The 26,665-nt window shown below is 69.0% G+C and carries 17 protein-coding genes; 6 read left to right on the top strand and 11 right to left on the bottom strand.

Annotation, left to right across the window (positions count from 1 at the left end; genetic code table 11):
- Nucleotides 1-68: 68 nt before the first annotated feature.
- A complete protein-coding gene (locus AB0J16_RS38060) occupies nucleotides 69-566 on the bottom strand; it encodes a hypothetical protein (protein WP_358549003.1) in 498 nt (165 codons plus the stop codon).
- Between the two features lie 311 nt (nucleotides 567-877).
- Between AB0J16_RS38060 and AB0J16_RS38065 the strand changes: the two genes are divergently transcribed.
- Nucleotides 878-1,366 carry a hypothetical protein gene (locus AB0J16_RS38065; RefSeq protein WP_358549006.1) on the top strand — a complete coding sequence of 163 codons (489 nt, stop codon included), beginning with the start codon at nucleotides 878-880 and terminating at the stop codon, nucleotides 1,364-1,366.
- Nucleotides 1,341-2,192, top strand: a complete 852-nt coding sequence (locus tag AB0J16_RS38070) for an alpha/beta hydrolase (protein WP_358549009.1) — start codon at nucleotides 1,341-1,343, stop codon at nucleotides 2,190-2,192. Before AB0J16_RS38065 ends, AB0J16_RS38070 begins: the two co-directional genes overlap by 26 nt.
- 46 nt (nucleotides 2,193-2,238) lie before the next feature.
- Here AB0J16_RS38070 and ligD read toward each other — a convergent pair whose 3' ends face one another.
- From ligD to AB0J16_RS38090, 4 genes are all read right to left on the bottom strand, one after another.
- On the bottom strand, nucleotides 2,239-3,246 hold the full coding sequence (ligD, locus tag AB0J16_RS38075; RefSeq protein ID WP_358549012.1) for a non-homologous end-joining DNA ligase: 1,008 nt from the start codon (nucleotides 3,244-3,246) through the stop codon (nucleotides 2,239-2,241).
- 238 nt (nucleotides 3,247-3,484) lie between these two features.
- Nucleotides 3,485-3,871 (bottom strand): hypothetical protein, encoded by a 387-nt coding sequence (locus tag AB0J16_RS38080; RefSeq protein WP_358549015.1) that lies wholly within the window; start codon nucleotides 3,869-3,871, stop codon nucleotides 3,485-3,487.
- Nucleotides 3,868-10,926, bottom strand: coding sequence for a polymorphic toxin-type HINT domain-containing protein (locus tag AB0J16_RS38085; RefSeq protein ID WP_358549018.1), 7,059 nt, complete (start codon nucleotides 10,924-10,926; stop codon nucleotides 3,868-3,870). Before AB0J16_RS38085 ends, AB0J16_RS38080 begins: the two co-directional genes overlap by 4 nt.
- A 34-nt stretch (nucleotides 10,927-10,960) precedes the next feature.
- Complete coding sequence (locus AB0J16_RS38090; RefSeq protein WP_358549021.1) at nucleotides 10,961-14,452, bottom strand: LamG-like jellyroll fold domain-containing protein; 3,492 nt, start codon at nucleotides 14,450-14,452, stop codon at nucleotides 10,961-10,963.
- A gap of 776 nt (nucleotides 14,453-15,228) precedes the next feature.
- Here AB0J16_RS38090 and folP point away from each other — a divergent pair.
- Nucleotides 15,229-16,014: a dihydropteroate synthase gene (gene folP / locus AB0J16_RS38095; RefSeq protein ID WP_358549024.1), complete on the top strand. Its 786-nt coding sequence runs from the start codon at nucleotides 15,229-15,231 to the stop codon at nucleotides 16,012-16,014.
- Between the two features lie 680 nt (nucleotides 16,015-16,694).
- Nucleotides 16,695-17,096 (top strand): peptide-methionine (R)-S-oxide reductase MsrB, encoded by a 402-nt coding sequence (gene msrB / locus AB0J16_RS38100; RefSeq protein ID WP_225289313.1) that lies wholly within the window; start codon nucleotides 16,695-16,697, stop codon nucleotides 17,094-17,096.
- 289 nt (nucleotides 17,097-17,385) lie between these two features.
- On the opposite strand, the gene AB0J16_RS38105 is transcribed toward msrB, so the two are convergent.
- The 5 genes from AB0J16_RS38105 to hemG form a co-directional block, all read right to left on the bottom strand.
- On the bottom strand, nucleotides 17,386-18,210 hold the full coding sequence (locus AB0J16_RS38105; RefSeq protein WP_358549026.1) for a patatin-like phospholipase family protein: 825 nt from the start codon (nucleotides 18,208-18,210) through the stop codon (nucleotides 17,386-17,388).
- Between the two features lies 1 nt (nucleotide 18,211).
- Nucleotides 18,212-19,441 carry a transposase gene (locus AB0J16_RS38110; RefSeq protein ID WP_358549029.1) on the bottom strand — a complete coding sequence of 410 codons (1,230 nt, stop codon included), beginning with the start codon at nucleotides 19,439-19,441 and terminating at the stop codon, nucleotides 18,212-18,214.
- Nucleotides 19,442-19,910: 469 nt separating this feature from the next.
- Complete coding sequence (locus tag AB0J16_RS38115; RefSeq protein ID WP_358549032.1) at nucleotides 19,911-20,678, bottom strand: hypothetical protein; 768 nt, start codon at nucleotides 20,676-20,678, stop codon at nucleotides 19,911-19,913.
- Between the two features lie 546 nt (nucleotides 20,679-21,224).
- The gene (gene hemQ, locus AB0J16_RS38120; RefSeq protein WP_358549034.1) at nucleotides 21,225-21,926 is read right to left on the bottom strand and encodes a hydrogen peroxide-dependent heme synthase; all 702 of its coding nucleotides are present in this window, start codon (nucleotides 21,924-21,926) and stop codon (nucleotides 21,225-21,227) included.
- On the bottom strand, nucleotides 21,919-23,334 hold the full coding sequence (gene hemG / locus AB0J16_RS38125; RefSeq protein ID WP_358549037.1) for a protoporphyrinogen oxidase: 1,416 nt from the start codon (nucleotides 23,332-23,334) through the stop codon (nucleotides 21,919-21,921). The genes hemQ and hemG overlap by 8 nt, the downstream gene beginning before the upstream one ends.
- A gap of 127 nt (nucleotides 23,335-23,461) precedes the next feature.
- Here hemG and AB0J16_RS38130 point away from each other — a divergent pair, with 127 nt between their 5' ends.
- Nucleotides 23,462-24,409: a DUF4349 domain-containing protein gene (locus AB0J16_RS38130; RefSeq protein WP_358549040.1), complete on the top strand. Its 948-nt coding sequence runs from the start codon at nucleotides 23,462-23,464 to the stop codon at nucleotides 24,407-24,409.
- Nucleotides 24,410-24,427: 18 nt separating this feature from the next.
- Here AB0J16_RS38130 and hemE read toward each other — a convergent pair whose 3' ends face one another.
- Complete coding sequence (hemE, locus tag AB0J16_RS38135; protein ID WP_358549043.1) at nucleotides 24,428-25,450, bottom strand: uroporphyrinogen decarboxylase; 1,023 nt, start codon at nucleotides 25,448-25,450, stop codon at nucleotides 24,428-24,430.
- 580 nt (nucleotides 25,451-26,030) lie between these two features.
- Between hemE and AB0J16_RS38140 the strand changes: the two genes are divergently transcribed.
- Complete coding sequence (locus AB0J16_RS38140) at nucleotides 26,031-26,627, top strand: DUF3000 domain-containing protein (RefSeq protein WP_225289305.1); 597 nt, start codon at nucleotides 26,031-26,033, stop codon at nucleotides 26,625-26,627.
- Nucleotides 26,628-26,665 lie beyond the last annotated feature (38 nt).

Genomic DNA, 26,665 nt, shown 5'->3' on the forward strand with positions numbered 1-26,665 from the left:
GCCCCGTTTCCCATGCCATCGGCCGCTTCAGCGTTGGGCCGCCCGCGCCATCCTCTGCACCGGCCGCTTCAGCGCTGGGGGGCGTGCGCGATCTCCTCCGCGTCCGTGTCGCCCTTGCCGCGCCGCACGGCGAACCCGGTCAGCCCGGCCCCGGCCAGCAGCGCGACGCCGCCCGCCGCGAACGGCCACACTGGCGGCTCAGGCACCAGCCCGCCACCGCCCGTCTCGGGATGGCCCTGCGGCATCCGGTGCTCTTCTTCGTCGGCCGGCTTCCACGGCCGATCGGGCTCCTTCGAGGGAGCCGGCTCTTCGGGCGGCGGCGACCACGAGTCGTCCGTCGCGGGCGCGCTGGACCAGCTGTCGAGCGGGTTGGGGATGGGCAGGTCGGGCACCGCGAGCGACGGCTGGACCTCGCACGGCAGGATGGGCAGCAGGCAGGTGGCACCCGTGTTCGGCTCGTCCCGCGTGGTGGCCGAAGCGGTTCCGATGCCCGCCACCATGCTCACGCCCCCGACCACGAAGGCCGCCAAGGCTCCGGCGGCTGCGAGACGTCGCGCTCTTGTCATAACAAGGCTCCCGAATCGGTTGTCACGCCCCGAGATAGAAAGAGAGCCTCGCGAATTATTAGACCAAGAGTCAAGTAATGTGACCGAAGTGAAATCAGTCACTTACTCTGCGTTTTCCCGCTCCCAGAAAACCGCAGGAGCGACCTACACGCAGTGACCACAGCCCGAACGGGACCACGACCGCACCCACCGCGCACATACCCGACCTCCTGCGGACAGGAGCCAACTCATATCCGCCGGATCAGTGAGCGGAAGCGGCTTCGCGATTGGTACTTGACGCACGATAGCAAGTACTTGCTATCGTGCGTCAAGTGAGTACGGACGAGCACGTCGCGTTGGCTGGTGAGCTGGTCAGACTGATCGACCGGCGGATCGTCGATCCGTTGGAGATCCTGTTCGGCTCGGACGAACAGGTGGGTCCGGTCAGGGGTCGATTGCGGATCGAGGCCGAGGTTTGGGCCGCGCAGTTGCTGGGACCCAACGACCGGCTCGCGGTTCATACGGCAGCGCGGCTGATCGCGGCGGTCTTTCCCGGAGACGGTCCGTTCGATCCACCCGACGAGTGGTGGCGCACGGCCTTCGGCCGGACGGTGGCCAGACGTGTGGGCCACCCGGGCAAGACCGCGGTGCCGTTCGCCACGGCGGGGGCGATGCTGGGCATCACCCGGCAGGGCGTTCACGACCTCGTCAAACGCGCGAAGCTCGACCGGCATCCCGACGGCGGGGTGACCACAGAATCCATACACGAACGACTGAACCAACCTCAGGAGCGTTATGCCGCACGACGTGACCATCACTGAACACGAAATACCCCTCGCCGCGCGGGACTTAGGCGGGGACGGCGAACCCGTGCTTCTTCTCCACGGGCTCGGCGGCACCCTGGAAGCCTGGGACGCGCTGGAACTTGGAGACCACCGGGCCGTGGCCATGGATCTGCGGGGCCACGGCCTGTCCGGCGATGGGCCGTGGGAGTGGGAAAGAGTTCTGGACGACATCGAGGCCGTGGTGCGGCGTTTCGACCTCGGCAACCCGGCGATAGTCGGGCACTCGCTGGGCGGAATGCTCGCCGTACTTTGGGCCCGGCGCCATCCCGGCTGCCCGGGCATCGTCAACCTGGACGGACTGCGATCCGCCGAGAACGACCCCGGCAACTATCCAGGGATGGATCCGGCCGCGAGGGACCAGGAACTGGCGAAACTCAAGGCCATGTTCGACGCGCAGGCCGCGAACATGGGCCAACCGCTGTCCGCCGAGTTCCAGGCGATGTTCCCTACGAGGGCTCTCACCGAGAAGGACGGGAAAACCTACGCCCGGCCCAGCGCGGCACTCCTCGAAGCGGTGCGATACACGCCGGAGTTCCGCGACACGATTCCGCTGCTGCGTCAGGTCACCTGTGCCGCGCTGGTGGTGATCCCGACCCAGGACCCGCCGGGGCTGTCGGGCGGGGAATTGATGGAAGCCTTCAGAAGAGGGGTGCGCCGGGACCTCGCCGACGTGCCGTCCAATATTCAGGTCAAAGAGCTGGATGCCAGCCACAATATGCTCGCCGAGCAGCCGAAGGCGGTCGCCGCGCTCGTGACAGATTTCCTCACGGCCGATAGTCCAGGCAGCGCGCCGCGAGCGTGAATCCGCAGGACTCCGGGAAGGCCGCCGTCTCGGGGGCGTCGACAGATCAGTCTTGCTCGCTGTCCCTGGCCTTGCTCGGCTGCACCCGCTTGGGCTCGCCGGGCATCTTCGGGTAGTTGGGGGGATAGGGCATGTCGCCGCGTTCGTCGCTTTCGTAGCGGTCGAGCAGGGCCTCGATCGAGTACGCCTGGTCGTCGATGGCGGCGTGGACGTCCCCCAGTTTGGCGAAGCGGGCCGGGACCGTACGGATGTCGAAGTCGCGCGGGTCGGCGTCCGCCAGCTCGTCCCAGGTGAGCGGGGTGGAGACGGTGGCGTCCGGTCTGGCCCTGACGGAGTAGGCGCTGGCTATGGTGCGGTCGCGGGCGTTCTGGTTGAAGTCGATGAAGACCCGTTCGCCGCGTTCCTCCTTCCACCAGGCGGTCGTGACCAGGCCGGGGTCCCGCGCCTCGATGGCTCTGGCCAGGGCGATGCCCGCGTACCGCACCTGGACGAAGTCCCAGCGCGGCTCGATCCGCACGGCGATGTGCACGCCGCGATTGCCCGAGGTCTTCACGAACCCGGTCATCCCCAGCTCGTCCAGCACCTCGCGGGTCAGGAACGCGGCCTTCCGCGCGGCGTCGAACTCCAGGCCGGGCTGCGGATCGAGGTCGATGCGCAGCTCGTCGGGATGCTCGGTGTCGGCGGCGCGCACCTGCCAGGGGTGGAAGTCGATGGTGCCGAGGTTGGCGCAGTAGGCGATGGCGGCCACCTCGGTGACGCGCAGGGAGTCGGCCTTGCGCCCGCTGGGGAACGTGACGGTCACGGTCTCGAGCCAGTCGGGATGCTTGGGCGGCATCCGCTTCTGGTAGATCGCCGGACTGTGCACGCCGTCGGGGTGACGCTTCAGGTTGGTCGGCCGATCCTTGAGCGACCGCAACGCGCCGTCGCCGACGCTCACGTAGTACTCGACCAGCTCGCGCTTGGTCGCCCCGATCTCCGGGAAATACACCTTGTCGGGATTTGTGACCTTAACGGTCCGCTCCCCCACCTCAATCTCAACAAACGGTGACGCCATGCCCCCAACCTAACGCGCCTCCGGTGGAGATCGCCTGCGCGCCGTACCTCATTCTCTTGACGATCTTGTACGGCAGGCACGGTGAGCCCCACCCACCGCACGGGGCCGGCGCCTGTCCAGGGAAACGCTCCTCCGGTGGAGGTGGCCAGGCACCGTGACGTGACGGCACGACCGCCCGCGTGGAACGGCCGAGCCGGGGCCACCGGTTCCCAGAAACCTCCGCCACCCTGGAAGCCGATCAGGCACTCTCGATCCTTTTGATCTTGTCCAGCAGAATCTCGAGGTCCTCTGTCGCGCGGAGGCAAAAGGTTTGATCGGAGTGCTTGAGATCCGACAAGACGCCCGTGTATCCCGCCGGGGCCCGCTTGAATTCCCGATCCAGCCGCTCTGGCAACAGCACCCAATTCTTGCCGGACAGCTCCGCCCGCCATTCAACGTTTCCCGTGAATGAGCCGACGGCCAGCAGGATCCTCTCCCGCAGGAAATCCCGGCGGTCAGCATAACGCCACGAGATCATCGGCACCCGCACGAGCGAGTCCAGTGGATCGCGTCCGATGGAAATTCTTGCCCATTGCACGGTCCCGTGTGCCCTCAAGGCGTCGAGCACATCCGTGGAGTCGATCATGAGAAAGGCCCGTCGAACCCTGGCGGACCGTACCTGAGACCTGGATTGAGCGACTTCATGGTTTTCATATAGTCACCCCATGGAATCGCCTCAGCGCTGAGCCGGGGGTCATAGGCATACTTCCCGTCAGTGTAGACATGATGGAAGGTGTATTCGACCGTGCCATTGCCCTCCGGCGTAACCAGCGTTTCACCCGGCCCGCGGAACGCGACTATCTTGCCGTTACCACCTGCGGCCTCGAGAAGATTTTGTGCGATGTCAGAGCAGTCCACGGCACAGTCGTCGATCGGCTGCTTCCGCATTGCCTGCATCGCCGCCTGGTTGGGCGGGTGATTCGGATTGGGGCTCCGGAATGTGAAGCATCCGCTCGTATTGTGAACCAGGACTGGGGCTTCCCCGGCGACTACATAGTAGGCGTGAACGTCTGCGACGGTGAGGTCGAACACGGTGGGGTGGCGCTGCTGCCGGTTGGTGCCGACGACGGACACGGCCGTGCCGTTGGGAGTGCGGAGGTGGTCGGCCTTGGTGAGCTGGTCCGCGCGGACCCAGGCGCGGTCCTTGGTGTCCCAGAACAAGTGGTGTTCGGTGGCGAGGATGACGCCGGTGGCGTCGCCCTTCTTGCCGTCGGTGTCGACCGTGATCTGGATCAGGCTGAGGTAGCCGACGCCCGAGAAGGCGGCGAGAACCGGTTTCGGTGCGGTCTTGCCCGTGATCGGGTCGGTGGCGAGGACCTTGTCACCGGGCTTGATCTTCTCTATCGCCTTGGACGTGCCGTCGGCGAGCTTGACCATGGTGCCGGCGATGAAGCTGTTGCAGCTCGGGCGGCCTCCAGAGGACGCCTTGGGTCTGCCTGCCGCCTTGCCGGCGGTGCGTCCCGCGGCGCCGCCTGCCGCTCCGGCGTCCTCCGCCGCCGCGCCGCCGCCACGTCCCAGGGCGGCCTTGGCCTTTCCTGCCGCCTTGCCCACCGCCCCCGCGACGGTCCTGCCCGTCGCCGTGGTGGCGAGCTTGCCGAGTGCCGCGCCCACTCCCTTGCCGACCGCGCCGCCTACCGCGCCCGTGACGGCTCCGACCGTGGCGGCCTTGACCGCGCCTCCGGCGCTCCACTCGTCACGGGGCGTCGAGACCAGGTAGCCCGCCAGGTTGCCGGCCGCTCCTCCGGCGGCGGCGCAGCCGATGCTGCCGACGCCTCCCGTGGCCACCTCGCATCCGGCCGTGACGACGATCGCGACCGTGACGTTGACGATGGTGGCCTTGTGCTGGTTCCAGAAGTTCTTCGCCTTGCAGCCGAAGCTCCAGCGGCCGCAGTGGGGCGGGTTGCTCGGAGGAGGCGGCGGCGGGTAGGCGCCACCGCCGCCACCCCCACCACCACCGCCGCCCCCGCCCCCGCCGCCCCCGCCGCCGCACTTTCCGGAGTAGTAGCAGTTGGTGTCTCCGGTCAGCGGTCCGTCCAGTCCGGTGGGGTCGCTGATGTTGACGGGGTTGTTGTCCGAGTAGGTGTAACCGTTCCAGCTCTGCGGATCACCCGCGTTGAACAGCGGGTCGACGGAGATGAAGCGGCCCGTCTCGGCGTCGTATTCGCGGGCGCCGAGGTGAGTGAGCGCCGTGGCCTCGTCGATGATGCCGCCTACATAGCCTTGCTGGCCCGGCCAGGACGACGGAGGGGTGCCGCGTTCCTGCCCGAACGGGGTGAAGCGGCGGCGGGTCGCCATCTGGGTGTCGGTGTCGGCGATCGAGGTGTCCGCGCTGCCGTGGTGGTCCGCGCCGAGCCAGGTCACACCCTTGTTGGTCCGGGTGGCGATGGTCTCACCGGCGTAGGTGTAGTAGCGGGTCGCGCTCTTGGCGCCGGTCTTGCTGTCGAGCCGGATCTCCATGCCGGCGACGTACAGGGTGGTGGAAGATGGGTCGCGGCGGATCAGCCGCTCGCCGTTGGCGTCATAGAGGTACGTGCTGACGCCGGAGGGGTCGGTCGACTTCGCCAGGTGGCCCTCGACGTCCCACTCCAGCAAGCGTCCTGAACCGCGTTCGGTGGTGTTGCCGGCCTTGTCATAGGTATAGGTGTCGATCTCGCCGTCACGCGTGCCGCCCTTGTAGGCGACGGAGGTCAGCGTGTGCGGCTGCGGCTTGCCGGCGCCCGCGTAGGTGTAGGTCTTGGTGAGGTCGCCCGTCGCCTGGTGGTCGACCTCCTGAGTACGGTTGCTGACGACGTCGTACTTGAAGGACTGCCAGTACGGCGCCGGTCCGCCGACGATGCCCTGGGAGGGTCCGGTGGCGCAGTCGTTGGTCGACGTCCAGGCGTCGGTCAGACGCTGCAGGTAGTCCTGCTGGAAGCACTGCACGTCGGGCGTCTGTCCGGACGGTGTGTCGGCGATCTTGGTGATGTTGCCCGATGGATCGTAGGTGTAGTTGGTGTCCGCGACGGAGATGGGCGCGGTTTCTCTCTCATAGAGGGAGCGGGTGAGCCGGTTGGTGCCCTCCTCGTAGAAGTTGGTCTGCTTGACCCGCTTCAGCCCCGTGCTCATCGTCATGTCGAGGACCTGGCCGAGCTTGCCGTACGTCGTCGAGGTGACGTAGTTGGTCAGGCCGCGCATGGTGGTCGGGTTGCCGAGGTCGTCGTAGCCGTACAGCATCGTCTCGCCGAGCAGGCCCCCGGCGGCGGGCAGCACGGCGCGGTGGACGGTGCCGTCGGGGTTGTAGTCGGTCGTGGTCTTGTACGTGCCGGCCAGCCCGCCCTCGGCGGCCGGGATCACGGTCTGGGTGCCGGTGGGCCGGTATGCGTTGTCGTAGCCGGTCACCGCGCTGGTGTAGGCGTCCAGCGCGCCGGTGGTGGCGTTCTTGACGTAGCGGGTGGCGGAGATCGGCTGGCCCTTGACCGAGGTGCCGTCGGGCAGCGTGTCGAACGTCCACTCGGCGAGCTTGGTGCCGGCGGCGGAGGTGCCCGCGTACTCGGCGGTCTTGCGGCCGAGGGCGTCGTAGGTGAAGAACAGGCTGGAGCCGCGCGCGTCGGTGACCGTCTTGAGCAGGTCGCTCTTGTCGTCGTAGGTGAGCGTCGCGGGGCCCTTGTCGGGATCGTCGACCTGGGTCATGCGGCCGCGCAGGTCGTAGTGGTAGGTCCAGGCGTTGCCCGCCGTGTCGGTGATGGTGGCGGGCTGCCCGGCGCGCGTATAGGTGTACTTGGTGGCGTCGTAGTCGCCGGTCGGGCCGTCGCCCTTGTACTGCCGGACCTCGGTGGTCTCGCCCTGCGCGTTGACGATCTTGGTCGTGGGGGTGGAGCCGGCGGGCGGATCGACGCTGATGCGGTCGCCGCCGTAGATCGTGGTGGTGCGCCACTGCTCGCTGCCGCGCTTGCGGAAGATCTGCGCGGTGGCCCACTCCATGCCGTCGTAGACGGTGACGTTCTGTCCGGGGACGTCGTCGTCGCTGGCCGGGACCCACAGCGTGCTGCCCGCCGACCCTTCGGTGTAGTAGTCCTCATTGGTCTTGTAGACCAGCCCGCGGGTGTCGTACAGGGTGTCGCCCACGATCCGGCCACCACCGGGGGCCGGTTGCTGGGTCTGACGGGCGCGCAGCAGACCGTCATAGAGCGCGTAGCCGGTGGTGTAAGTGGTGCCGTCGTCACGCAGCGTCGAGGTCGAGACAGTGGTCGGCCCGTCGGTGCGGATCTGGTAACCGAACTTCATGTTCGGGGCCGACGGGTACGTCGCCTTCGCGTGGCCGGGCAGCCAGACGCCGGTCAACCGGCCGAGCGGGTCGTAGACCAGCTCGGCGCGCCTTCCGTTGGCGTCGCTGGTCGCGGTGGCCAGTCCCAGGGCCGGCTCGATCTCGGTCGTGGTGACGTGGCCGAGCGCGTTGGTCTCCTGCTTGGCGGTGACCAGCCCGGTGGCCGGGGTGTAGGAGGTCTTGGTCGTGGTGCCGTTGGGATCGGTGACCACCAGCGGCCGGCCGTAGAGGTCGAAGGTGGTGGAGCCGGCGGTGACGTACTGCGGGCCGCCGTTCCATGAGCCGAGCTTCTCGGTCCTGGTCACGTCGCCCTTGGACGGGGCCACGCCGTACGCCTTGCCGTCGTAGTACTTGCGCACGTCGGAGACCACGTCGTCGGGACGGTCGGGCGTGGCGGCGCACGCCTTGGTCACCGTCTCCACTCGGGTGGCGTAGGAGAGCAGCCATCGGGCGGCGTCGCGGGCGTAGGTGGTACGCACGCAGCTGTCGTCGTCGGCGGTGGCGTCGTCGCCGAGATCGCTGACCTGGGTGGGCAGGCCGTCGGCGTTGAAGTCGGTGTCGGTCGTGGTGCGCCGCCACCCGCCGGCGGCCAGCGCGGTGCGGGAACGTACCTTGTCTCCCCGCACCATGGTCGCCGTGGTGGTACCCCAGGAACGGACCCGCTTGGCCGTCTGCTTGGTCCAGTAGCCGCTGATCGTGCCCGTCATGGCGGCCCCGGCCGGACCGTCGTAGCGGATCTCCTCGCGGACCTGGCCCTGCAGCGGCTCGGCGTCGTCGACGGCGGTGCCCTCGGAGTCGGTGACCTTGACGTCGCGGGTGCCGCCGCCGGACAGTTCGTCGCCGTCCATGCCGCGGAAGTAGGTGAACTCGGCCTTGGACCGCTGCTCCCCTGGGGCACCGCGCAGCACCCGCACCTTGCCGTAGCCGCGCCACTGCGACCAGGTCTTGTACTTCTCCTTGGTCAGCCCGTCGTCGTCATCGTGATGCCAGGCGCCGCCGCCGAGGTATTCGTAGGTCTCCAGCACGTCGGGCGCGCCGCCGGTCCGGTCGATCTGCTGGACCTGGGTGACCACGTACTTGTGGAACCAGTCGATCTTCGGCGAGGTGGCGCCTTCCGGGGACCAGTACTGCGGGTAGCAGCGGCGGGTGTTGGCGTCCGGCTCGGGGGTGTTCCCGGCCTTGCAGTCCTCGTCGGAGTAGGTGATGGACAGGGCGCCACCGGTCTCGTTGTCGATGGCGGAGATGCGCCACTTGGTCAGCGGCGGCCGTCCCTCCAGGGCGTCGACCCGGTTGGGCCGCTGCACACCGGCGAACCTCACCGGCGGCAGGGACGCCGTCCCGCCGAACTTCCCGGTGTGCTGGATCCCGGCCAGCCACAGCGCCGCCGCCGTGCCGTCGCCGGGCGCGCGCATCTGCTGGTCGAGGGTCCAGGTGTCGACGTCCTTGTACGAGCCGCCCGACAGCACCCGCGTGGTGACGGCGGCCAGCCGCTTGCGCGTCCAGAAGGTCGGCGAGTACTTGTCGATGCACTTCTCACCGGAGTCGCAGTTCTGGTCATAGGGGACATCCGGCCAGTACTTGGCGTTGTCCTTGGTGAACTTGTCGGCCGCGCAGTCGAAGGACGACGTCGGAATGCACCGCTCCTTGACGTCGAAGGCGACCTGGGCCGGGGCCGAGGAGGAGAAGATCGCGTCCGAGCGCTGCCCGTAGTCGATGCGCTTGAGGTAGCCGCCCCGGTCATAGGAGGTGGGGGTGCCGTTCGGGACGCCGTCGGTCAGGGTGGTGACGTCGCGGCGGTAGTAGTTGCCTTCCTGGCCGTACCAGAAGGTGCTGACCGTGCCATGCGGGTCCACGACGTAGTCGAGGTTCCACCGCCACGCCTGCCGGCACCAAGAGTCGGAGAAGGAGTCCTTGTGGCAGGGCTCGCCGTCGTCGTCGCCGAACACCGGGACCGTCCACGTCGACCGGGTCTCCGCCTTGCCGCTCGACCAGCCGGGTAGGTGGTTCTGGCCGAAGTAGTACTGCGTGCCGTCGGGAGTGGTGACCCGCCAGTACTCACCGTCGTTGTCACCGTTGTCGGCGCCCGACAGCTTCTCGACCTTGGAGCCGTCGTCCTCCTTCGGCTGCCAGGTATTGGTCGCGTCGTCTAGGACCAGCTCGGTCGCCTGGCCGTTCAGGGACAAAGTGGCGTTGAAGTTGCCCCAGCACTGGTCGTTGCGTTTGGGCGTCACGCCATCGTCGGCGCACGCCTTGTAGCGGCGCTCGATGAAACCGGGCCAGTAGTCGAAACCTTCGCCGATCCAGGACGCCTGGTTGTTGGTGGCGACCGTCCGGCCGTCGATGCTCCCCGAGGAGTACGCGAACCCGATATTGGGCGTCGGCCCGCCCGGGGTCGGCGGCAGGCGCAGGGGGTAGGACCAGGAGAACGCGCCACTCTGGTTGCTCACGCTCCAGGTCGCCGACGGCGACAGGGACGTCGCCTCGTAGCTGCCCGCCGGACCGGACGGCGCGGCCTCGGCCGCCACAGTGGTCGCGCCCGCCGCCAGGGCGACGTCGGCGGCCAGCCGGCCCGTCTTGACGTCGTTGCGCGTGGGGAGCGGTGTACGCGTCTGACACTCGGGCCGCTCTGGCGTGGTGGCCGCGCATACCGGCAGCTTGACCAGGCGTAACCGCGAGCCCCAGTCGCCGCCGAAGGCGTACCGGAAGCCCGAATAGTCCACCTCGACGGCCAGGCGAGCCGTGGCGGACGGCGTGCTCTGGGGCGTGAGCCGGATGCCGAGCCCGTTGATCCGCGACCTGCCTGCCGTTGGCGCGTCCAGCGTCCGTACCTGGACCTCGGGAAGGGCGACGTCGGCCGCTACCTTGCCGTTCTCCTGGGAGAGCGGCGTGGCCGGGCCCAGCCAGATCGGCAGTCCCCCGGCCCGCACCCTCCCGGCACCGCCCGGCACGGTCGCCGTCGCGGGAGTCGTCGCGGGAGTCGTCGCGGGAGTCGTCGCGGGAGTCGTCGCGGGTGTCGTCGCCTGCCGCGCGGCGTCCGGTGTCGCCTTGTTCGTGACGCCAGGGGGTGTGCCGTCCGCCGGCGCCGGCAGCTTCACCATCGCCGTGCCTGGCGCCGGCCAGGACACGGCCGGCGCCCCCTTCAGGTCGTACCTGGCCCCAGGGTCCGTCAAGGGCCCGCGTGCCTTGACGGTATGGCCGGGCACGGCATGCTGCTCCTGGGCTTGGTGCCAGCCCGGGTCGCCGGTCGCCTGGGCGGCGATCGGGCTGATCAACGTGGCCGGCACCACGACGGCCAGGATTGCGGCGAGATGGGGTAAGCCTCGTCTCGAACCGAGCACGGCTCTCCTCCGAAGGTTCGCGAGCATGGGACGGTCAGCCGTCGATGGGCAGGTTCATCGCGATGTTGATCACCTGGCGGTCGGTCAGGGTGCCGGTGTAGGCGCGGACGTCGTCCACGTCTCCGCCGAAGAAGTCGACCGCGGCGCCCCGGTACTTGCCCCGTCCGATCTGCAGCGCGCCGGCCGCCCAGGCGCCGGTCACGGGACGCTGGTCGGTGAGCTGTCCGTTGACGTAGAGCCGGACCTGCTTGGCGGGTTCGTCGTACACCCCGGCCAGATGCGTCCAGGTGCTGAGCACCGAGCAGTCGATCGGCTCGGCCGAGGTGGCGTGCGTCATACCCGAGCTGTCGTTGTCGGCGGGGGTCGTGGAGAACGACCAGCGGGGCACCTTGACGCCGTTCTCGGTGAAGATCCGGTAGCCGAGGTAGAAGCCGCTGTTGCGGGTGCCGTCCTGGCTGAGGGCGGTCATCACGTGATCGGGCAGCACGCAGGTGTCGTCGCCGGCCAGACGTACCCATGCCGTCACCGCGTAGCTGTGGTCGGTACGGATCGGGGCCGACGGCGTGGCCGCGTAGCCGGTGGCGCCGTCGAGGCTCAGCGCGCCGCCGCCGTCGAAGCCGTCGTCGGACCATGCGGCGGCTCCGCCGAGCGTCGCGGGCCAGCGGCCGTCGGAGGAGTTGGCCGCAGTGGTGCCGGTGCCCTCCTCCAGCTTCCACCAGCCACGCTGGATGGGCGGCTGCTTGGCCATGGCGGCGATCTCGTTGCCGAGCGCGGGGTCGTTGACCGTGCGCGGGTCGTCGGACAGCTCCCGGTTCCACACCTTCAGCTCGTCGATGTCACCGGCGAAGTTCTCGATGAAGGTGTTGTGCCACTGGGTGCGTCCAACCTGCAGCGCGCCGGTGGCGTCCCAAGGGGTGTAGGGGAAGGCGGCGGGCGCCGACTGGAGCATCCCGTTGACGTACAGGCGAAGCTGCCGGTGCGGCGCGTCCCACACGCCGACCAGGTGCGTCCAGATGCCGGTCACCGGTTCGGTGTCGCTCACCGCGCGGACGATGGACTCGTTACCGGTGTCGGCGTTGTACTTGTTGAAGATCCACCGCTTGTAGCCGGAGGAATAGTAGAGCTGGAAGCCCGAGGAGTAAGTGGCGGACTGGCTGGCCACGGTGGAGTTCTTGCTCTTGTCCGACAGCAGCACCCAGGCCGCCACGCTCATGCTCCTGTTGGTGTGCACCACCGGGCCGTCCGTGCTGCCGTAGCCGGTGGCGCCGTCGAAGTGCACCCCACCGGCCACGCGGCCCCCGGCCCAGCTCGCGCCGCCGGCGAACGTCACCGGGTGCGGCGTCGCCGAGGAGTCACCGGCCGTGAATCCGCCGCCCTCGTCCATCCGCCAGTGCCCCACCGGGTCGAATCCGGCCTTGACGTAGAAGGAGTAGACGGCCGGGGTCTTGCCGACGTTGCCCGCCCGGTCGACCGGGTAGACGTACAGAGCGTTCAGCCAGTCGTGGCGGGGCGCGACCCGCACGTTGGCGGAGGTCTGGCCCGCCGGGATCGACACCTGGGTCGCGGGGGTGGCCTCGGCCGGATCATCGATCGCGTACCTGAAGGCCGTCACGTCGCTCTCGCCGTCACCGGGAGCCAGCGTGAAGCCGCCCGCCCAGCCCACGCCGCCCTGCCAGTCGTCAGGGGTGCCGGCTGGATAGTCGGCCGAACTCACCTTCGGCAGCTTGGCCGGGTCCACCGTGTCGACCGTGAACTCACACCACTTGCTCCACCCGCTGGAGTCGGTGCCGTCGTAGGCCTTCACCCGATAGGAGTAGCTCTGCCCGGTGACCAGCTTGGCCAGCTTGATGGAGTGGTCGGTCGCCGAGGTGGTGTACTTGTAGGCGGTCTTCCCGCCGCCGGGCAGCGTCGAGGTGATGTCGTCCCACGCGCCGGTGCCCGCGTTGTAGCGGTGCATGACGAACTCCGCCCGCACCCCGTCGTTCGCCTTGTCCGGGTCGTAGATCCGGGCCTTCAGCTGGAGCGGGTTCTCCACGTCACCGGCGTTGACCGCCGGCCGGGCGGCTCCCGTGACGCAGGGCGTCGCCGGATAGGTGCCCACGCCCGAAGGCGCCGACGGCGGGGTGTTGTAGTCGATGACGAGCTTCGGCGAGGAGCTGAAGCCCTTCCACCCCCACACGCTGCTGCCGGTGTCGTCGTAGTCCTTCAGCCCGAACGTCGTGTTCGACCAGCCCGACTTGGCGGCCTTGACGATCGCGCCGGTCACGTTGAACTCGATGCCCTTGTCCGGGCAGGAAGAGCTGTAACCGGCGTCGGAGGAGACGCTGTCCTGCCAGTCGGCCCAGGACGGCTGGTGACTCCAGTTCGTCGACTTGGAGATGCCGCCGGTCAGCCAGAGCTGCACGGCCTGCGGGTCGGAGGTACAGCCCCAGGACTTGATCTGCGTGATCCGGAACGTCGCCTTGAGGATGTGCTTGCCGTTGACGTTGTTGGAGTCCATCCGGAAGAACGACCGTTTGACCCCGCCGCCGTAGTCACCCGCTTCCGCCATGTGGCTGGAGTTCCAGTACTCCTGAGCGGGATAGGACTTGTCGACATACGTCCAGGCCAGCTTGGATCCCGACCACTGCGGGTCGATGTACACCGGATACGTCGTGCCGGGCCCGGTGAGCAGGCTCTTGTCCGGCGTGATCGCGATACGGTCCCGGGTCACGTCCACAGCCATGACCGCCTGCCGGCCCTCCCGTTTCGGCCCGGCCACCAGCGGCGACGGCCCGGAAGCTGTACCTGAGGAGTCCCACATGCGGGGCGGGGGCGCGTGGAACAGCTCCGTCCCCGTCTCGGTCACGGCGCTCAGGCCACCGGTCGCCGTCTCGCGCACGGCCAGCCCGTTCGAGCGCATGCCGAAGGTGAGCTTCGCCAGCGCGGGGTCGGCGGCGGCGGCCTTGTTCTTGACGACGAGTACCTCGGAGAAGCCGGTTACCGACGCGGTCACCTTCAGATCGACGCCTGGCAGCACCTCGCCGTATGTCGCGGTGCCCCCCTCGAGCACCGGCTTCGGCAAGGTCCCCGGCCAGGTCATCGCGACCGAACGCCCGCCCGTCCCGATGGTGGCCAGCGCGGTCGTCCCGCCGCCGGAGAAGGTCATCTCCAGCGGGGTCGCCACGGTCCGCACAGTGCTGTCCGCCGCGAAGACCAGCGTCGGGTCGACGTCGGCCCAGCCGGCGCCCCGCCGTACCCGCTCGGGCAGGGCCGAGGTCTCCGAGGTGAACGAGCCGTCGGGGTTGGCGAACACCTGGCGGTTCTCCGTACGCAGGGACAGCACCTCGACGTGCTGTTTCTGGCTCCGGGCCTGGTCCAGGGCCTCCCGTTCGCTCTGTGCCGGCTCGCTCTGTGCCGGCTCGCTCTGTGCCGGCGGTTCGCCCCTGGCCGCCACCGCGGCGCTCGCGGTTCCCGGGGGACCGAACGTACCGGCCAGCAGCGACATGACCACGGCGAGAACTGCCCCGCGGGGGGAACGGCGCATCGGGCCCTCCAGAGGATCTGCGAAAGTGCGCGGAGTACTCGTCGGTTCCGCCGCGCCAGAGGACGGGTGCCGTCCCGATGCCCGCACGCCACATCCCGAGAGTGCCGGGACCATTTATAGAAAGAGTCGGAAATCAGGGCGTCAACCCGACGGATGAAGATCGCCTAAACGTTCGCCGTACGGCCGCGCGGTCCTTGTCTCACTTTCGCCGTACACGGGACAGGCCGGTCGGCCCGGTATGCCGGTGACGTACCGCGTCCGGCCACGCCAGCGAGGTAAACCTCTGCGGTATGGTGCCGCGCGTGTACCGCAGGGGTTGTAGCGGCGCCCAGGTCGCGTCCACGGGAGCGGTGTATGAGTTCGGCCGGCGACGGTGCGGCCGAAGGTGTGAGACCGGCCCCCAGGCCGCGTGTCCGCGCGGCGCAGCGGTGTAGCCGCCCTGATAAGGGAAATTTGACGATGAGGCGCGCACGTAGTTCGGCCGTCGCTCAAGGTCGATGTTGAAGTTATGGTGGTGGAGATCCACGGACGGTACCCGGCCGCGCTGGACTACGACCGCGAGTGACGTAGCGACTGAGGCGAGCGATGAAGAAAGGGCTGGCAGCAGGCAACGTGGTTTTGATCGGGCTGGGATCCATCAGCCCCTTCATGGCGCTGCGCTGGATCATTAATTTCAGACGGAGTTGAACGTAATGCAGATGTACCACCCCAAGCTCATCGCGCCGATACGGAGAGTGGGACGGCGAGAATTCAATCTAGCGCGACACATAGTCGTGATGGGCATTGTGAATCGCACGCCGAACTCGGGCCTGGATCCGAATCGGTCGATGGAGCTTGGTGAGACGATCGCGACGGCGGAGCGGGCGCTACGGGATGGCGCGGAATGGCTTGACGTAGGGGGCCGGGCGTTCCGCTCTGATCAGCCACCGTTGTCGGGGGCGGAAGAGATGGACCGAGTGGTGCCGGTGATCAAGGGCATTCGGGAGAAGAGCGACGCCGTGATCAGCGTGGACACTCACCTGCCGGAGGTCGCGGAGGCGGCCTACAAAGCGGGTGCCGATGTGATCAATGACACGAACGGGCTCCGTTCGCCGGGGATGGCGAGCCTTATCGCCGAGACGGGGATGAGCGTTGTCATTACCCACAGCATCGGCGGGCCGGGAGAGGTGGTGGCGAGCCCCCAATATGGGGATGTCGTCAGCGAGGTGACGGAATTCCTTCGCGAACGGGCGGACGCCGCGGTTGGACATGGCATCAAACCGGAGAAGATCTTCATCGATCCGGGGCACGACCTGAACAAGAACACCGAGCACTCGAACACGATAACCCGCCGCCTGGGAGAGATCGCGGCGCTCGGATATCCCGTACTCGTGGCGTGCAGCAACAAGCATTTCATTCGGGAAAGCCTCGGGGTAGCACGAGACAGCGAAGCACTGAAGGCGGGAACGATCGCGGCGAACACGATGTGCGTTCATCAGGGCGCGCGGGTCGTGCGAGTCCATGATGTCGCCGGGAATGTCACTGCGATGAGAGCGGCGGAATCACTGCTCGGTTTGGCGTAAATCTGGGCGACGGAAGCCAAGCCGCCCGCCCAATGCGTGGCACCCGAAGGGCGAGCGTCAAGCGAGTTGGGCCGGTGGCTTGGCGGACGTTTGCTGAGGCGCCCGGCCGGTGCGTGGGCTCGGCGAGTCCAGCGGGCCAACGGCACGCAGTGCGGCGCCCGGCCCGTGGGGTCTCCCAAAAAGCCTTAAAAGCGAGATGACACGGCGGTGCTCAGCTCGGGAAACTTGCTCCAGGGCACGCTGCCGTGATGCCGTTCGTGCCGGTACGTTCGACCACATCTCGGTGACGCCCTACGCGCGCCCACGGAACCGGACGGCTGGCCCATGCCCCGCCCCTTGCGGCGACCGGGGCTGACCGTGCTTGCCGTAAAGAGACCAATGATGTTGATGTGAGGTGGTCCGGCCCGGAGCGGGCGCGGTGGCGGGACCGGCGCTCGACGGGACGGACCAAAAGATCACTCGCCACCGTTCCGGGCGCTGGCGCGCCACCCGGCCGGTCTTCGGATCGCCGGCGGCGCCAGCACGGGCGTGGGCTGTGCCGCGCAGGCGATCCGGCGAGTGATCTCACCTCTGGGCAGGAGGTGATGACACCCCCTTGTCGTCAAAGACGCAGATTGGCCCCAGAAGGGATGCTTCACCCAACGGAGATCTCTTTTTGCCGGATCTCGTACGCTGGAAGCATGGAAAAGGTGGTCAAGAGCGATGCCGAGTGGCGGATCCAGCTCTCTCCCGACGAGTTCCACGTCCTCAGGGAGGCGGGCACCGAGCGTCCGTTTACCGGCGAGTACGTCGACACCAAGACCGAGGGCGTCTACTCCTGCCGGGCGTGCGGGGCCGAGTTGTTCCGGTCGGACACGAAGTTCGAGTCGCACTGCGGGTGGCCGAGCTTCTTCCAGCCGTCGGATTCGGACGCGGTGCGGCTGATCGAGGACGCCAGCCACGGCATGGTGCGTACCGAGGTGCGCTGCGCGCGGTGCGACTCTCATCTGGGGCACGTCTTCCACGGCGAGGGGTACGCCACGCCCACGGACGACCGTTATTGCATCAACTCCGTGTCCTTGCGGCTCGAACCCAGCGCGTGAACGACCGGCGACACCGCGTATCGAGCGCGTGGAGCGGGTAAGTACTCCGCTGTGAATCTTGTTCATCTTCGTCACCGCTGGCACACGATCGAGGCCATCGGCCGCGTCGTGACCCAGCGGTGCGAAGTGTGCTTCAAGACCCGCACACGCGTGCGCTAGCTCTCCCGGCGGCCAGGGACGAGCACGAGTTCGGTCATGTCCGCAGCGCGGCGACGCGGCCGACGAAGGCGGTCATGTCCGCGACGCTGCGACGCAGGCGGTCGTGCCCACAGGGCGGCGAGGCGGACGGTCATGTCCATAGCGCGCCGACGCGGGCGACGAGGGCGGTGCCCTGGGCGTAGCCGGCCTCGGCGCTGGCGCCCCGCACGGCGGGGTCGAGAGGGTCGGCGCCGACCGCCGCCTGTGACGCCTCGTCGGGCTCGATCACCTCGACCTTCCCGCCTGTCACCGCGGGCTCGGAGGCGAGCTCGGGCATCGGGGCGAGGATGAGGATCCGGTCGTACCCGGAGGCGAGGTCGGCGTTGGTCATCGAGCGCATGCCGCCGTCGATGTAACGCACGCCGTCGATCGTCACCGGCGGCCAGATGACCGGAATCGCGCAGCTCGCCGCGACCGCGTCGACCAGCGCCACGCCCGAGCCGGGCCCGAACAGGGCGGGCTCGCCCGTGACCGCGTCCACGGCCACGATCACGAGGTCGCGTTCCGGCCAGGTGTGGACGGGCAGGCGCCCCTCGATCACCCGGCGGCGTTCGGGCTCGCCGACGGTGTCGGCGGCCAGGGCCAGCGCGCCGAACCTGCGCCGCTGCTCGGCCGGGTCCTCCGTGCTTTCGTAGACCTCCTGCATGGTCGCCCACACCTGGTCCAGGGGGACGCCACTCGGGAGTTCGGGTGCCTGGAGGGCGGGGTCGGTCTGGCGTTCGAGGAGGCCGGGCAGCGACAGACCGCTGGTGACCTGCGCGGCGACGACGGATCCCGCCGAGGTGCCGATGACCTTGTCGGCGGAGGCGGCCACGTCCACTCCCCCGGCGGCCAGGGCGGCCAGCACGCCGGTGGTCCACGCGATCCCGGCGACCCCGCCGCCGCCCATCACCAGTGCCCGCTTGATCTCGCTCATATCAACTACCACCAGCTGAAGCTGGGGGTTTGCTCTCGCGGTCCCGTCTGGGTGAGGGGAGGCCGGTAGCGTGTGGCTGGTTGATGGCAGCCCAGCCCGCTATGCCGCGTGTGGCGATGTTGCGGGCTGCGATGTGGTCGGCGTGCCCAGCGAGGCCACACCTGGTGCAGACGAACCGTCCCCGCGCGGGTCGATTCGCCCTGCTGATGTGCCCGCATTCTGGACAGGCCTGGGAGGTGTAGGCGGGGTCGACCAGGACGAAGGCGATCCCGGCTCGGGCGGCCTTGTAGCGGGTGAAGGTGATCTGCTGGGCGAACGCCCAGCTGTGCAGGGTGCGCCGCTGGAGCCGGTGAGCCCTTACCCGGCTGCGGATGCCCTGCAGGTCTTCCAGGGCGATGCCGCGGCCGGTGCGTTCGGCTTCACGCACCACAAACGTCGAGATTTGGTGGTTGAGGTCGGTCATCATCCGGTGCTCACGACCCGACAGACGGCGCAGCACCCGCCGAGCCGCAGACGTGCCCTTCGCCTGCAACCGGCGGCGTTGGCGGTGCCGCCGCTCGCGCAGGGTGCGGACATGGCCGTTGCCGCCGATCGGCCCCGGCAGTGTTGGGCCGGGCAGCACCGCGCCGTCGGAGGTGACCGCCAGGTTCGCCACTCCTTGATCCACCCCGACGAAGCCGCCGACCGGCTCACGCACCGCCGGTGTGGGCAGGGTGAGCGCGACCTGCAGCAGCCACCGGCCGCGACGGTAGATCAGGTCGGCCTCCCCCATCGGCAGCGCCTCGATGGCTTTGAGGTCTTCTGGTCGGCCGGTGTAGGGGACGGTGACGCGGCCGGTGGGGGTCCACAGCGACACGATGCGGGCGTCACGGTTGAAGCTCATCAGACGGGCATCGTAGGGGACGGCGCCGTGGGCGCGGAAGATGTGGGCGCGTTTCTTGCTGGCGCGCCGGTTGGCGTAGGCGCCGGCGACCCGGGCGATCGCCCGCACGGCCGCTTGCGCGCCCAGCCCGGCCACCTGCCCGCGCACCTCGTAGTAGGCCAGCCGATGCAACTCCACCACAGCGAAAGTGCGGTGCTGCCAGGCCAGCCGGGAGACGACGGTCGCCGCCTGATTGCACAACAGCACCGCTGCGGCCAGCGCCTCAGCCTGAGCCGGGGCGGGCATGAGCCGCAGTTGCACGATGGTGGGCAGGCCGTGGCGTTTGGTGGCGGAGCGGCGGATCGCCATCGCACACCTCCTGTCACAGGATCATCACCCACCGCACATGCAACCGAACGTGACAGAGTCTTTCCATACTGTTTTCGAGAGGAGGGGTGGCGCTTCCTCCTAGCCCTGAAGGACCGGGTCTCCGCGCCACCATTCAGATGAAGGCCCCTCGCTCGCTACCGAATTCGTTGTAATTCCCAACCGGCCGCGAGTCGATCGTCTTCCTGGTGGGGATGGCCGGGTCACCCAGCAATGGTTCCCTGGGCGGGGCTTCGTCACGCGACCGTTTCAGTCTCTTGTGACGGTCCGTCGTAGCTGGGGTCCCTGGGGAGACAAACGCCTCCGGGGGTGAGATGGAACACCGCCCGTCGTGGCAGAGGTCCCAGGGGAGAGACACCTGCCCATCACGGCCGAGGCCCCCAAGGCAGAGACGCCCCCTCCAAAGGAGGGCGGAAGAACGGATACCCGGCGAGCGTTCATGGGCGTCGCATTAGTCGGGTTCGGGGTGGGTGACGCGGCAGGTCTTGTCGGTGGGGCCGAGGATGTTGGCCAGGACCGGGTTGCCGTTCTCACCGAACTTGGCCTGGACGAAGATGATCGGGTTCGTCTCGCCGCTCTCCCTCAGGTACTGCAGGCCGCGTTCGCACAGCGTGATGGCTTGGCTGGAATTTCCGGCCGACTCTGGAAGGTCGGTGTATAGGCGGAGATATCCGCCTATGGTGCGGATGTCCTTGAGGCGTTTGGATGCCTTGTCGTCCGCGGGCCAGTGCGTGCGGAAGTATTCGGCCGCCTTCTGGTCGGTGTGCATCGAGGGACCATCCGCCTTGTAGTCGGACCCGTCGTCCCCGGTCGACGAATCTCCGAGCCACGAATCGACGGCCGACGGATCCACGGTGCCGCTGTCCGCGGGCGCTTCGGCCTGGGGGTCGCTCCCCGTCACGGAGCCCGGCGTGGCGCCGGCCGGAGGGGCCTTCGAGGCCGGGGTGTCGTGCGTCGAACCGCCTGAACGTTGCGCGCCTCCGCCCAGTGGGGTGGGGGTGACGCTCATCGGGATGCGGGTCGCGCCGCCCTCCGCGAGGGCCTGGCCATGCTTTCCCGCTCCCCTGTGCGCACCTGAGCTCGTACCCTCACGCGGGCTCGGGTCCGCGGCCGCACGGGTGTCCGCACCTCCGCTCGCGTCCGATCGGGCCGTCAGGCCACCGGCGAGCGGGCCAGCGAGTGGACCGGCGAACAGGTCGTCCGTGCCCAGCAGCCCCAAGGTCGCTCCTGCCAGCACCAACGCCCCCGCCGACAACCCCAAGACCCACGGCCGCCGAGCCTTCGTACGACGCCGCCGCCCGACATGCCGTGACCTGCGCGGCGAGCTCCCCGGCGACCCGTGGCCGGGCGCTTGCCGGGCCTCCCCGCGTCGCTCCGGGCGGCCCGGCAAAGACGCGTCGAACCACTCCCGACCCGGCGAAGGCGCATCGGACCGCCCCCGTCCTGACGGAGGCGCGTCGAACCACTCCCCACCCGACGCAGGTGTGTCGGACCGCTCTCGACCCGACGGAGGCGCATCGGACCGCCCCCATCCCAGCGCAGGCGCGTCCGACCGCTGCCGTCCCGGCTTGATCCGTAGATCATCACGATCCGCCGCGTGTCGCCCAGAGGTGTGCCCTTCCGACCGCCGCACCCGGCCCGCCCCCTTGGAACGTGACACCCTCGGCCCCGCACAGGTAAGGGATTCCCACGATTGTGGCAAGAAGCGGTAGATCAATTCAGTTGGATCCCCAACATGGGGCGCCTGTGAACAGGGAGGTTGGTGTTACGGAAGCGCCGCGATGAGCTCCTGAACGGGCTTGCGCACGCCCGTGTAGAAGGGGACCTCGATGCGCGTGTGCTCGCGGGCCTTGGCGCCCCGCAGGTGGCGCATCAGGTCGACGATCCGGTGCAGTTCGTCGGCCTCGAAGGCGAGCATCCACTCGTAGTCGTTCAGGGCGAAGCAGGACACCGTGTTGGCGCGGACATCCGGGTAGTCACGCGCCATGTGACCGTGCTCGGCCAGCATCGAGCGCCGCTCGGCGTCGTCGAGGAGGTACCACTCCAGCGAACGGACGAACGGGTAGACGCTGACGTACGCGCGCGGCTCCTCCTCGGCCAGGAAGGCCGGGATGTGGGACTTGTTGAACTCGGCCGGCCGGTGCAGCGCCATCGCCGACCAGACCGGCGCGCTGTGGCGGCCGAGCGCGGTGCGGCGGAAACGGGAGTAGACGTCCTGGAGGTCCTCGGCCGTCGGCGCGTGCCACCAGAACATGTAGTCGGCGTCGGCCCGGAACCCCGCCACGTCATAGAGGCCGCGGGTCACAACGTCTTTCAGCGCCGCCTGTTCGAGCAGCTCAGTGACCTCGCCGGTCATGCTGTCACGGTTGGCGGGGCAGGGGTCGGTGGCCTTGAAGACCGACCACATCGTGTAGCGGATCACCTGGTTCAGATCGCGGGCCTTCGGCCGCGGTGCGCCCTCAGTCATGGGTCCATTGTCCTTCCGGCGAGAGGTGGTCCAGAATTCGGGCCGCCGCCGTGCGGGCCGTGGAGACGCACGCGGGGATGCCGAGCCCGTCGTAGGCCGCCCCGCACACCGCCAGTCCGGGCTGTACGGCGACCGCCGCGCGGATCCGGGCCACCCGGTCGAGGTGGCCGACGTCGTACTGCGGCAGCGCCCCGCCCCAGCGCGAGACCCGGGTGTCGACCGGCAGCCCGCGTACGCTCATGACGTCGCCCATCTCGGCCGTGGCCAGGGAGACGAGTTCGGAGTCGTCGCGCTGGAGCAGTTGCTCCTCGCCGATCCGGCCGATGGAGCAGCGCACCACCACCAGATCGCCGGCCAGGTGCGGCCACTTGACCGAGCTGAACGTCACCGCCTTGACCGGCCGCCGCTCGACCGGCGGGACGAGGTAGCCGCTGCCCGTCGGCGGTGTGGGGAAGGCGTCGACGGCGTAGGCGAGGGTGACGATGGCCATGCTGGCGTAGTCGATGCGGTCCAGCTCGATCGCCGCCTTGGGCGCCTCGGCGCGCAGCAGCCTGGCGGCGGCGGGCCCCGGCGCGGCGACGATCACCGCGTCGGCCTCGATGACCTCGGGGCGCGGCACGGGGCCGGTCACGAGCCGCCAGCCGTGCTCGGTCCGGTGCAGCTCGCGTACGGTCACACCGGTCCTGATGTCGGCGCCCGACGCCTTGGCGACCGCATCCGGCAGGCTGCCGATCCCGGTCCTGAGCGAGGTGAAGACGGGTCCCGCGTCGCGGGGCGCCTCCTCCACGATCTGCCTGGCCGCCGCGAGCAGCGAACGCTCGGAGCGCGCGGCGGCGGCGATCGCCGGCATCGTGGCCTCCAGCGACAGCCGTTCGGCCCGGCCCGCGTAGACGCCGCCGAGCAGCGGGTCGACCAGCCGCTCGAGCACCTCGCCGCCCATCCTGGCCCTGATGTAGGAGGCGACGGAGACGTCGGTGCGTACCAGCGTGGGGGGCAGGATCTGGTCCAGCGGCACGCGCGCCAGCCCGCCGGGCGACACGATGCCGGATCTGACCAGCTCCATCAGGTCGGCGGGCACACCCATGACCTGCCCCTTGGGCATCGGCCGCAGCGCGCCCCTGCTGTAGACGGCGGCGCGGGTGGTGCCGGGGTCCACCAGGTCGTCGCCGAGCCCGACGGCCTTGGCCAGCTCCTTGCCCTCGGGCCGTCTGGCCAGCATGGACTCCGCGCCGGCGTCGACGTCGATGCCCGCGACCTCGGAGACGAGCAGCTTGCCGCCGATGCGCGGGCTGCCCTCCAGCACGGTCACCTTCACGCGCTCGCCCGCGCCCTGTCTGAGGTGCCACGCCGCGGCCAGGCCGGAGATCCCGCCCCCGATGACGACCACGTGCGCTTGTTTCCCTGCCACGCCTCCCGACGCTACCGTCTGTGGCGCTCGCCCAGCCCCCCGGGGGAACCCACTTTTGGATCAAGCATGTGACCTGACCGTGACGCCCGTGGTCAAACCCGCCGGAGCCACCGCCCGTCTTAGGTGCATGGAGAGATTCCGGTACGGCGTCGCGTTATCAGCCGCCTGCGCGATCCTGGTCCTGTCCGGCTGCGGCGGTGGCCAGTCGAACATTCAGTCCAGCCAGGCCGGGGCCCCGGCGGTGGCGCCTGAAGCGGCGTCCGGCCAGACAGAGTCGAAGGCCGCCCAGGACAGCGCCTCCACCCCGCAACGAAAAGCCCCCAAGTCCGTCGAGAACATCGCCTCGAAGGTCAAGGTCACCCAGCAGGACCGCCAGGTCATCTACACGGCGAGCATGACCGTACGCGCCAAGGAGGTCACGGGAGCGGCGCTCCAGGCCAAGCAGATCGTCACCACGGCCGGCGGCTACCTGTCGAAAGAGGAGTCGAACTCGGCCGAGGGCAGCGAGGCCAGCGCCCTGCTGGAGTTCAAGATCCCGCCCGCCCGCTACGGCGAGGTGCTCGCCGCGCTCGGCAAGAACCTGGGCAAGCAGCTGTCGGTCCAGCAGGGCACCCAGGACGTCACGCTGCAGGTGGCCGACGTCAACAGCCGGTTGAAGTCGGCGCAGCAGGCGCTCGACTCGCTGCGTACGCTGCTGAAGAAGGCCGACACGATCGGCCAGGTGCTGCAGGTCGAGCGGGAGATCTCCGACCGCGAGGCGGACCTGGAGTCGCTGCAGTCACAGCAGAAGGAGCTGGCCACCCAGGTCGGCATGGCCACGCTCACGCTCCGGCTGGTCGGCCCCGTCGCGGTCGTGAACGAGCCGTCTGAGGAGCCCGCAGGCTTCCTCGGCGGCCTGAAGTCGGGCTGGAGGGGCCTGGTCGGGGCCGTGAAGGTCGCGCTGACGGTCGTCGGGGTGCTGTTGCCCTGGATGATCGTGGTCGTGCCGGTGATCGTTCTGACGGTCGTCCTGGCACGGCGGCGCCGCCCGGCCCGCCCAGCAGCGGCGACCCCCGTGGAGACTCAGGCTTCGTGAACGAGCCCGAGCTGGAACTCAGGCTCCGTGAACCAGATCGGTGAGCCGCATGAGCTGGTCGGGGTCGGTCGAGGGCAGCACGCCGTGGCCGAGGTTGAACACGTGGCCCTCGGCCGCCTCGCCCCGGCGCAGCACCTCGCGCGCCTTGCGCTCGACGACCTCCCACGGGGCCAGCAGGATGGCGGGGTCGAGGTTGCCCTGCAGCGCCTTGCCCGGCCCCACGCGGCGGGCGGCCTCGTCGAGCGGCACCCGCCAGTCGACGCCCACCACGTCGGCCCCGGCCTCGCCGAGCAGGCCCAGCAGTTCGCCGGTGCCCACGCCGAAGTGGATGCGCGGCACGTCGAGGTCGGCCAGGCCGTCGAAGATGCGGCGGGTGTGGGGCAGGACGAACTCGCGGTAGTCCTCGGGGGCCACCGCCCCCACCCACGAGTCGAACAGCTGGACGGCCGACGCCCCGGCCCGGACCTGGATGCGCAGGTGCTCCAGGACGATGGCGCTGAGCCGGTCCATCAGCGCGTGCCACAGCGCGGGCTCGGCGTACATCATGGCCTTGGTGCGGTCGTGGTTCTTGGACGGCCCGCCCTCGATGAGGTAGGAGCCGAGCGTGAAGGGCGCGCCCGCGAAGCCGATCAGCGGCGTGGCGCCCAGCTCGCCGGTCAGTGCCTGGATCGCCTCGCTCACGTAGGGGACGTCGCCGGGCTCCAGCGGGCGCAGCGCGTCGATTCCGGCGGCGTCGCGGATGGGGTCGGCCACGACCGGGCCGACTCCCGGCTTGATGTCGAGGTCGATGCCGATGGCCTTGAGCGGCACGACGATGTCGCTGAAGAAGATGGCCGCGTCGACGCCATAGCGGCGGACGGGTTGCAGGGTGATCTCGACGATGAGGTCGGGTGTCGCGCACGCGGTCAGCATGGGCACGCCCTCGCGAACCTTCAGGTATTCGGGCAGCGACCGCCCGGCCTGCCGCATGTACCAGACGGGGGTGTGCGGTGCGGGCTGACGGCGGCAGGCGCGAAGGAACGCTGAGTCGGCGAGATTCACCTCTCAAGGGTCCCATGACCTCGTGCCGGTCCGTTCACCGGCGCGACGTGTCGGAAAAGTATGCATTGAATGACCAAAATCATGATCAGATAGCCAGATGGATGTTTACCGGTCGGCTCGGCATCGGCGCCCCACACGGGTCGAACACACCCCATGGGCGACCAGAAAGCCGGTCTCGTCTGGACCAAAAGTTGGCCAAGCCACCGCGCGGCATCGATTCAGCATCCACTTTCGGGACACGCCGAGCGCGTTGCGGCGAATTGTCAGCGTGCCGTGCCAACGTCGGAGCGACGACCCGAAGAAAGGCTCCGGTGCGATGACCGCGTTGTGGGGTTCCCCAGAACACCGCAGTGAGCACTGCGCTCCCTGCGCCGGCATGCGGCTGTTCGAGCAGCCTCCGTGTCTCGATGGGCACGAGCCGGGCGAGTGTCCGGAGTGGGCCTGTGTCGACTGCGGCCACGCGATCGTCCTGGGCGGGATCACCCTGCCGGTCCGTCAGCTGGCTATGGCATCGGTTTGATCGCGAACTATGAGCACCCCCGTGGTCCCCTTCCGCCCGTCTTCGACCTACGCTTCGGCTATGACCCTCGGTGAGCAGCCGCCGGCCCCCGCCTCCTTCAGGCGTGCGGTCGACAGCCTGCGCCAGGCCGAGGTCAGGCCGGAGATCGAGCTCGAAGACCTGCCCGCGCCCCAGCGGCTGGCCCCCTTCTCGGCCGCGATCGGCGCCTCGGTCTACCGCGAGGACGACGAACTCGCGGTCGGCAGGCTGATCCTGCTCTTCGACCCCGACGGCCAGCGCGGTTGGGAGGGTCCGTTCCGGCTGGTCGCCTATGTCAGGGCCGACATGGAGCCGGAGATCACCTCCGACCCCCTGCTCGGCCCCGTCGCGTGGAGCTGGCTCACCGAAGCGCTAGAGGCTCATCAGGCCGACTACTCCGCCGCTGGCGGTACCGTGACTAGAGCCGTGTCCGAGGGATTCGGCAACAAGGCCGAAGACCCGGTCACCACCGAGCTAGAGCTGAGGGCGTCCTGGTCGCCCGCGCATGAGGATCTCTCCGGCCATGTCGCAGCCTGGTGTGACCTCATGTGCCTGGCGGCGGGGATCCCGCCGCTCCCTCCCGACGTGGCCGCCATGCCACGCCGACGTGAAGATCCGGAGAGTGACCGTACGAAGTGAGGGCACCAGTCAATACCGCACAAGCGTCATGAGAACGG

The sequence above is a fragment of the Nonomuraea sp. NPDC049750 genome (assembly GCF_040659625.1).
GTDB lineage: Bacteria > Actinomycetota > Actinomycetes > Streptosporangiales > Streptosporangiaceae > Nonomuraea.

What these genes read in the sequence shown, in the direction of transcription:
- ligD (WP_358549012.1), bottom strand. Translation starts at nt 3,246, where the DNA reads ATGGCGTCACCGTTTGTTGAGATTGAGGTGGGGGAGCGGACCGTTAAG.
- AB0J16_RS38090 (WP_358549021.1), bottom strand. Translation starts at nt 14,452, where the DNA reads ATGCGCCGTTCCCCCCGCGGGGCAGTTCTCGCCGTGGTCATGTCGCTG.
- folP (WP_358549024.1), top strand. Translation starts at nt 15,229, where the DNA reads ATGGGCATTGTGAATCGCACGCCGAACTCGGGCCTGGATCCGAATCGG.
- AB0J16_RS38070 (WP_358549009.1), top strand. Translation starts at nt 1,341, where the DNA reads ATGCCGCACGACGTGACCATCACTGAACACGAAATACCCCTCGCCGCG.
- msrB (WP_225289313.1), top strand. Translation starts at nt 16,695, where the DNA reads ATGGAAAAGGTGGTCAAGAGCGATGCCGAGTGGCGGATCCAGCTCTCT.
- AB0J16_RS38130 (WP_358549040.1), top strand. Translation starts at nt 23,462, where the DNA reads ATGGAGAGATTCCGGTACGGCGTCGCGTTATCAGCCGCCTGCGCGATC.
- AB0J16_RS38105 (WP_358549026.1), bottom strand. Translation starts at nt 18,210, where the DNA reads ATGAGCGAGATCAAGCGGGCACTGGTGATGGGCGGCGGCGGGGTCGCC.
- AB0J16_RS38080 (WP_358549015.1), bottom strand. Translation starts at nt 3,871, where the DNA reads ATGATCGACTCCACGGATGTGCTCGACGCCTTGAGGGCACACGGGACC.
- AB0J16_RS38060 (WP_358549003.1), bottom strand. Translation starts at nt 566, where the DNA reads ATGACAAGAGCGCGACGTCTCGCAGCCGCCGGAGCCTTGGCGGCCTTC.
- AB0J16_RS38140 (WP_225289305.1), top strand. Translation starts at nt 26,031, where the DNA reads ATGACCCTCGGTGAGCAGCCGCCGGCCCCCGCCTCCTTCAGGCGTGCG.
- hemQ (WP_358549034.1), bottom strand. Translation starts at nt 21,926, where the DNA reads ATGACTGAGGGCGCACCGCGGCCGAAGGCCCGCGATCTGAACCAGGTG.
- AB0J16_RS38110 (WP_358549029.1), bottom strand. Translation starts at nt 19,441, where the DNA reads ATGGCGATCCGCCGCTCCGCCACCAAACGCCACGGCCTGCCCACCATC.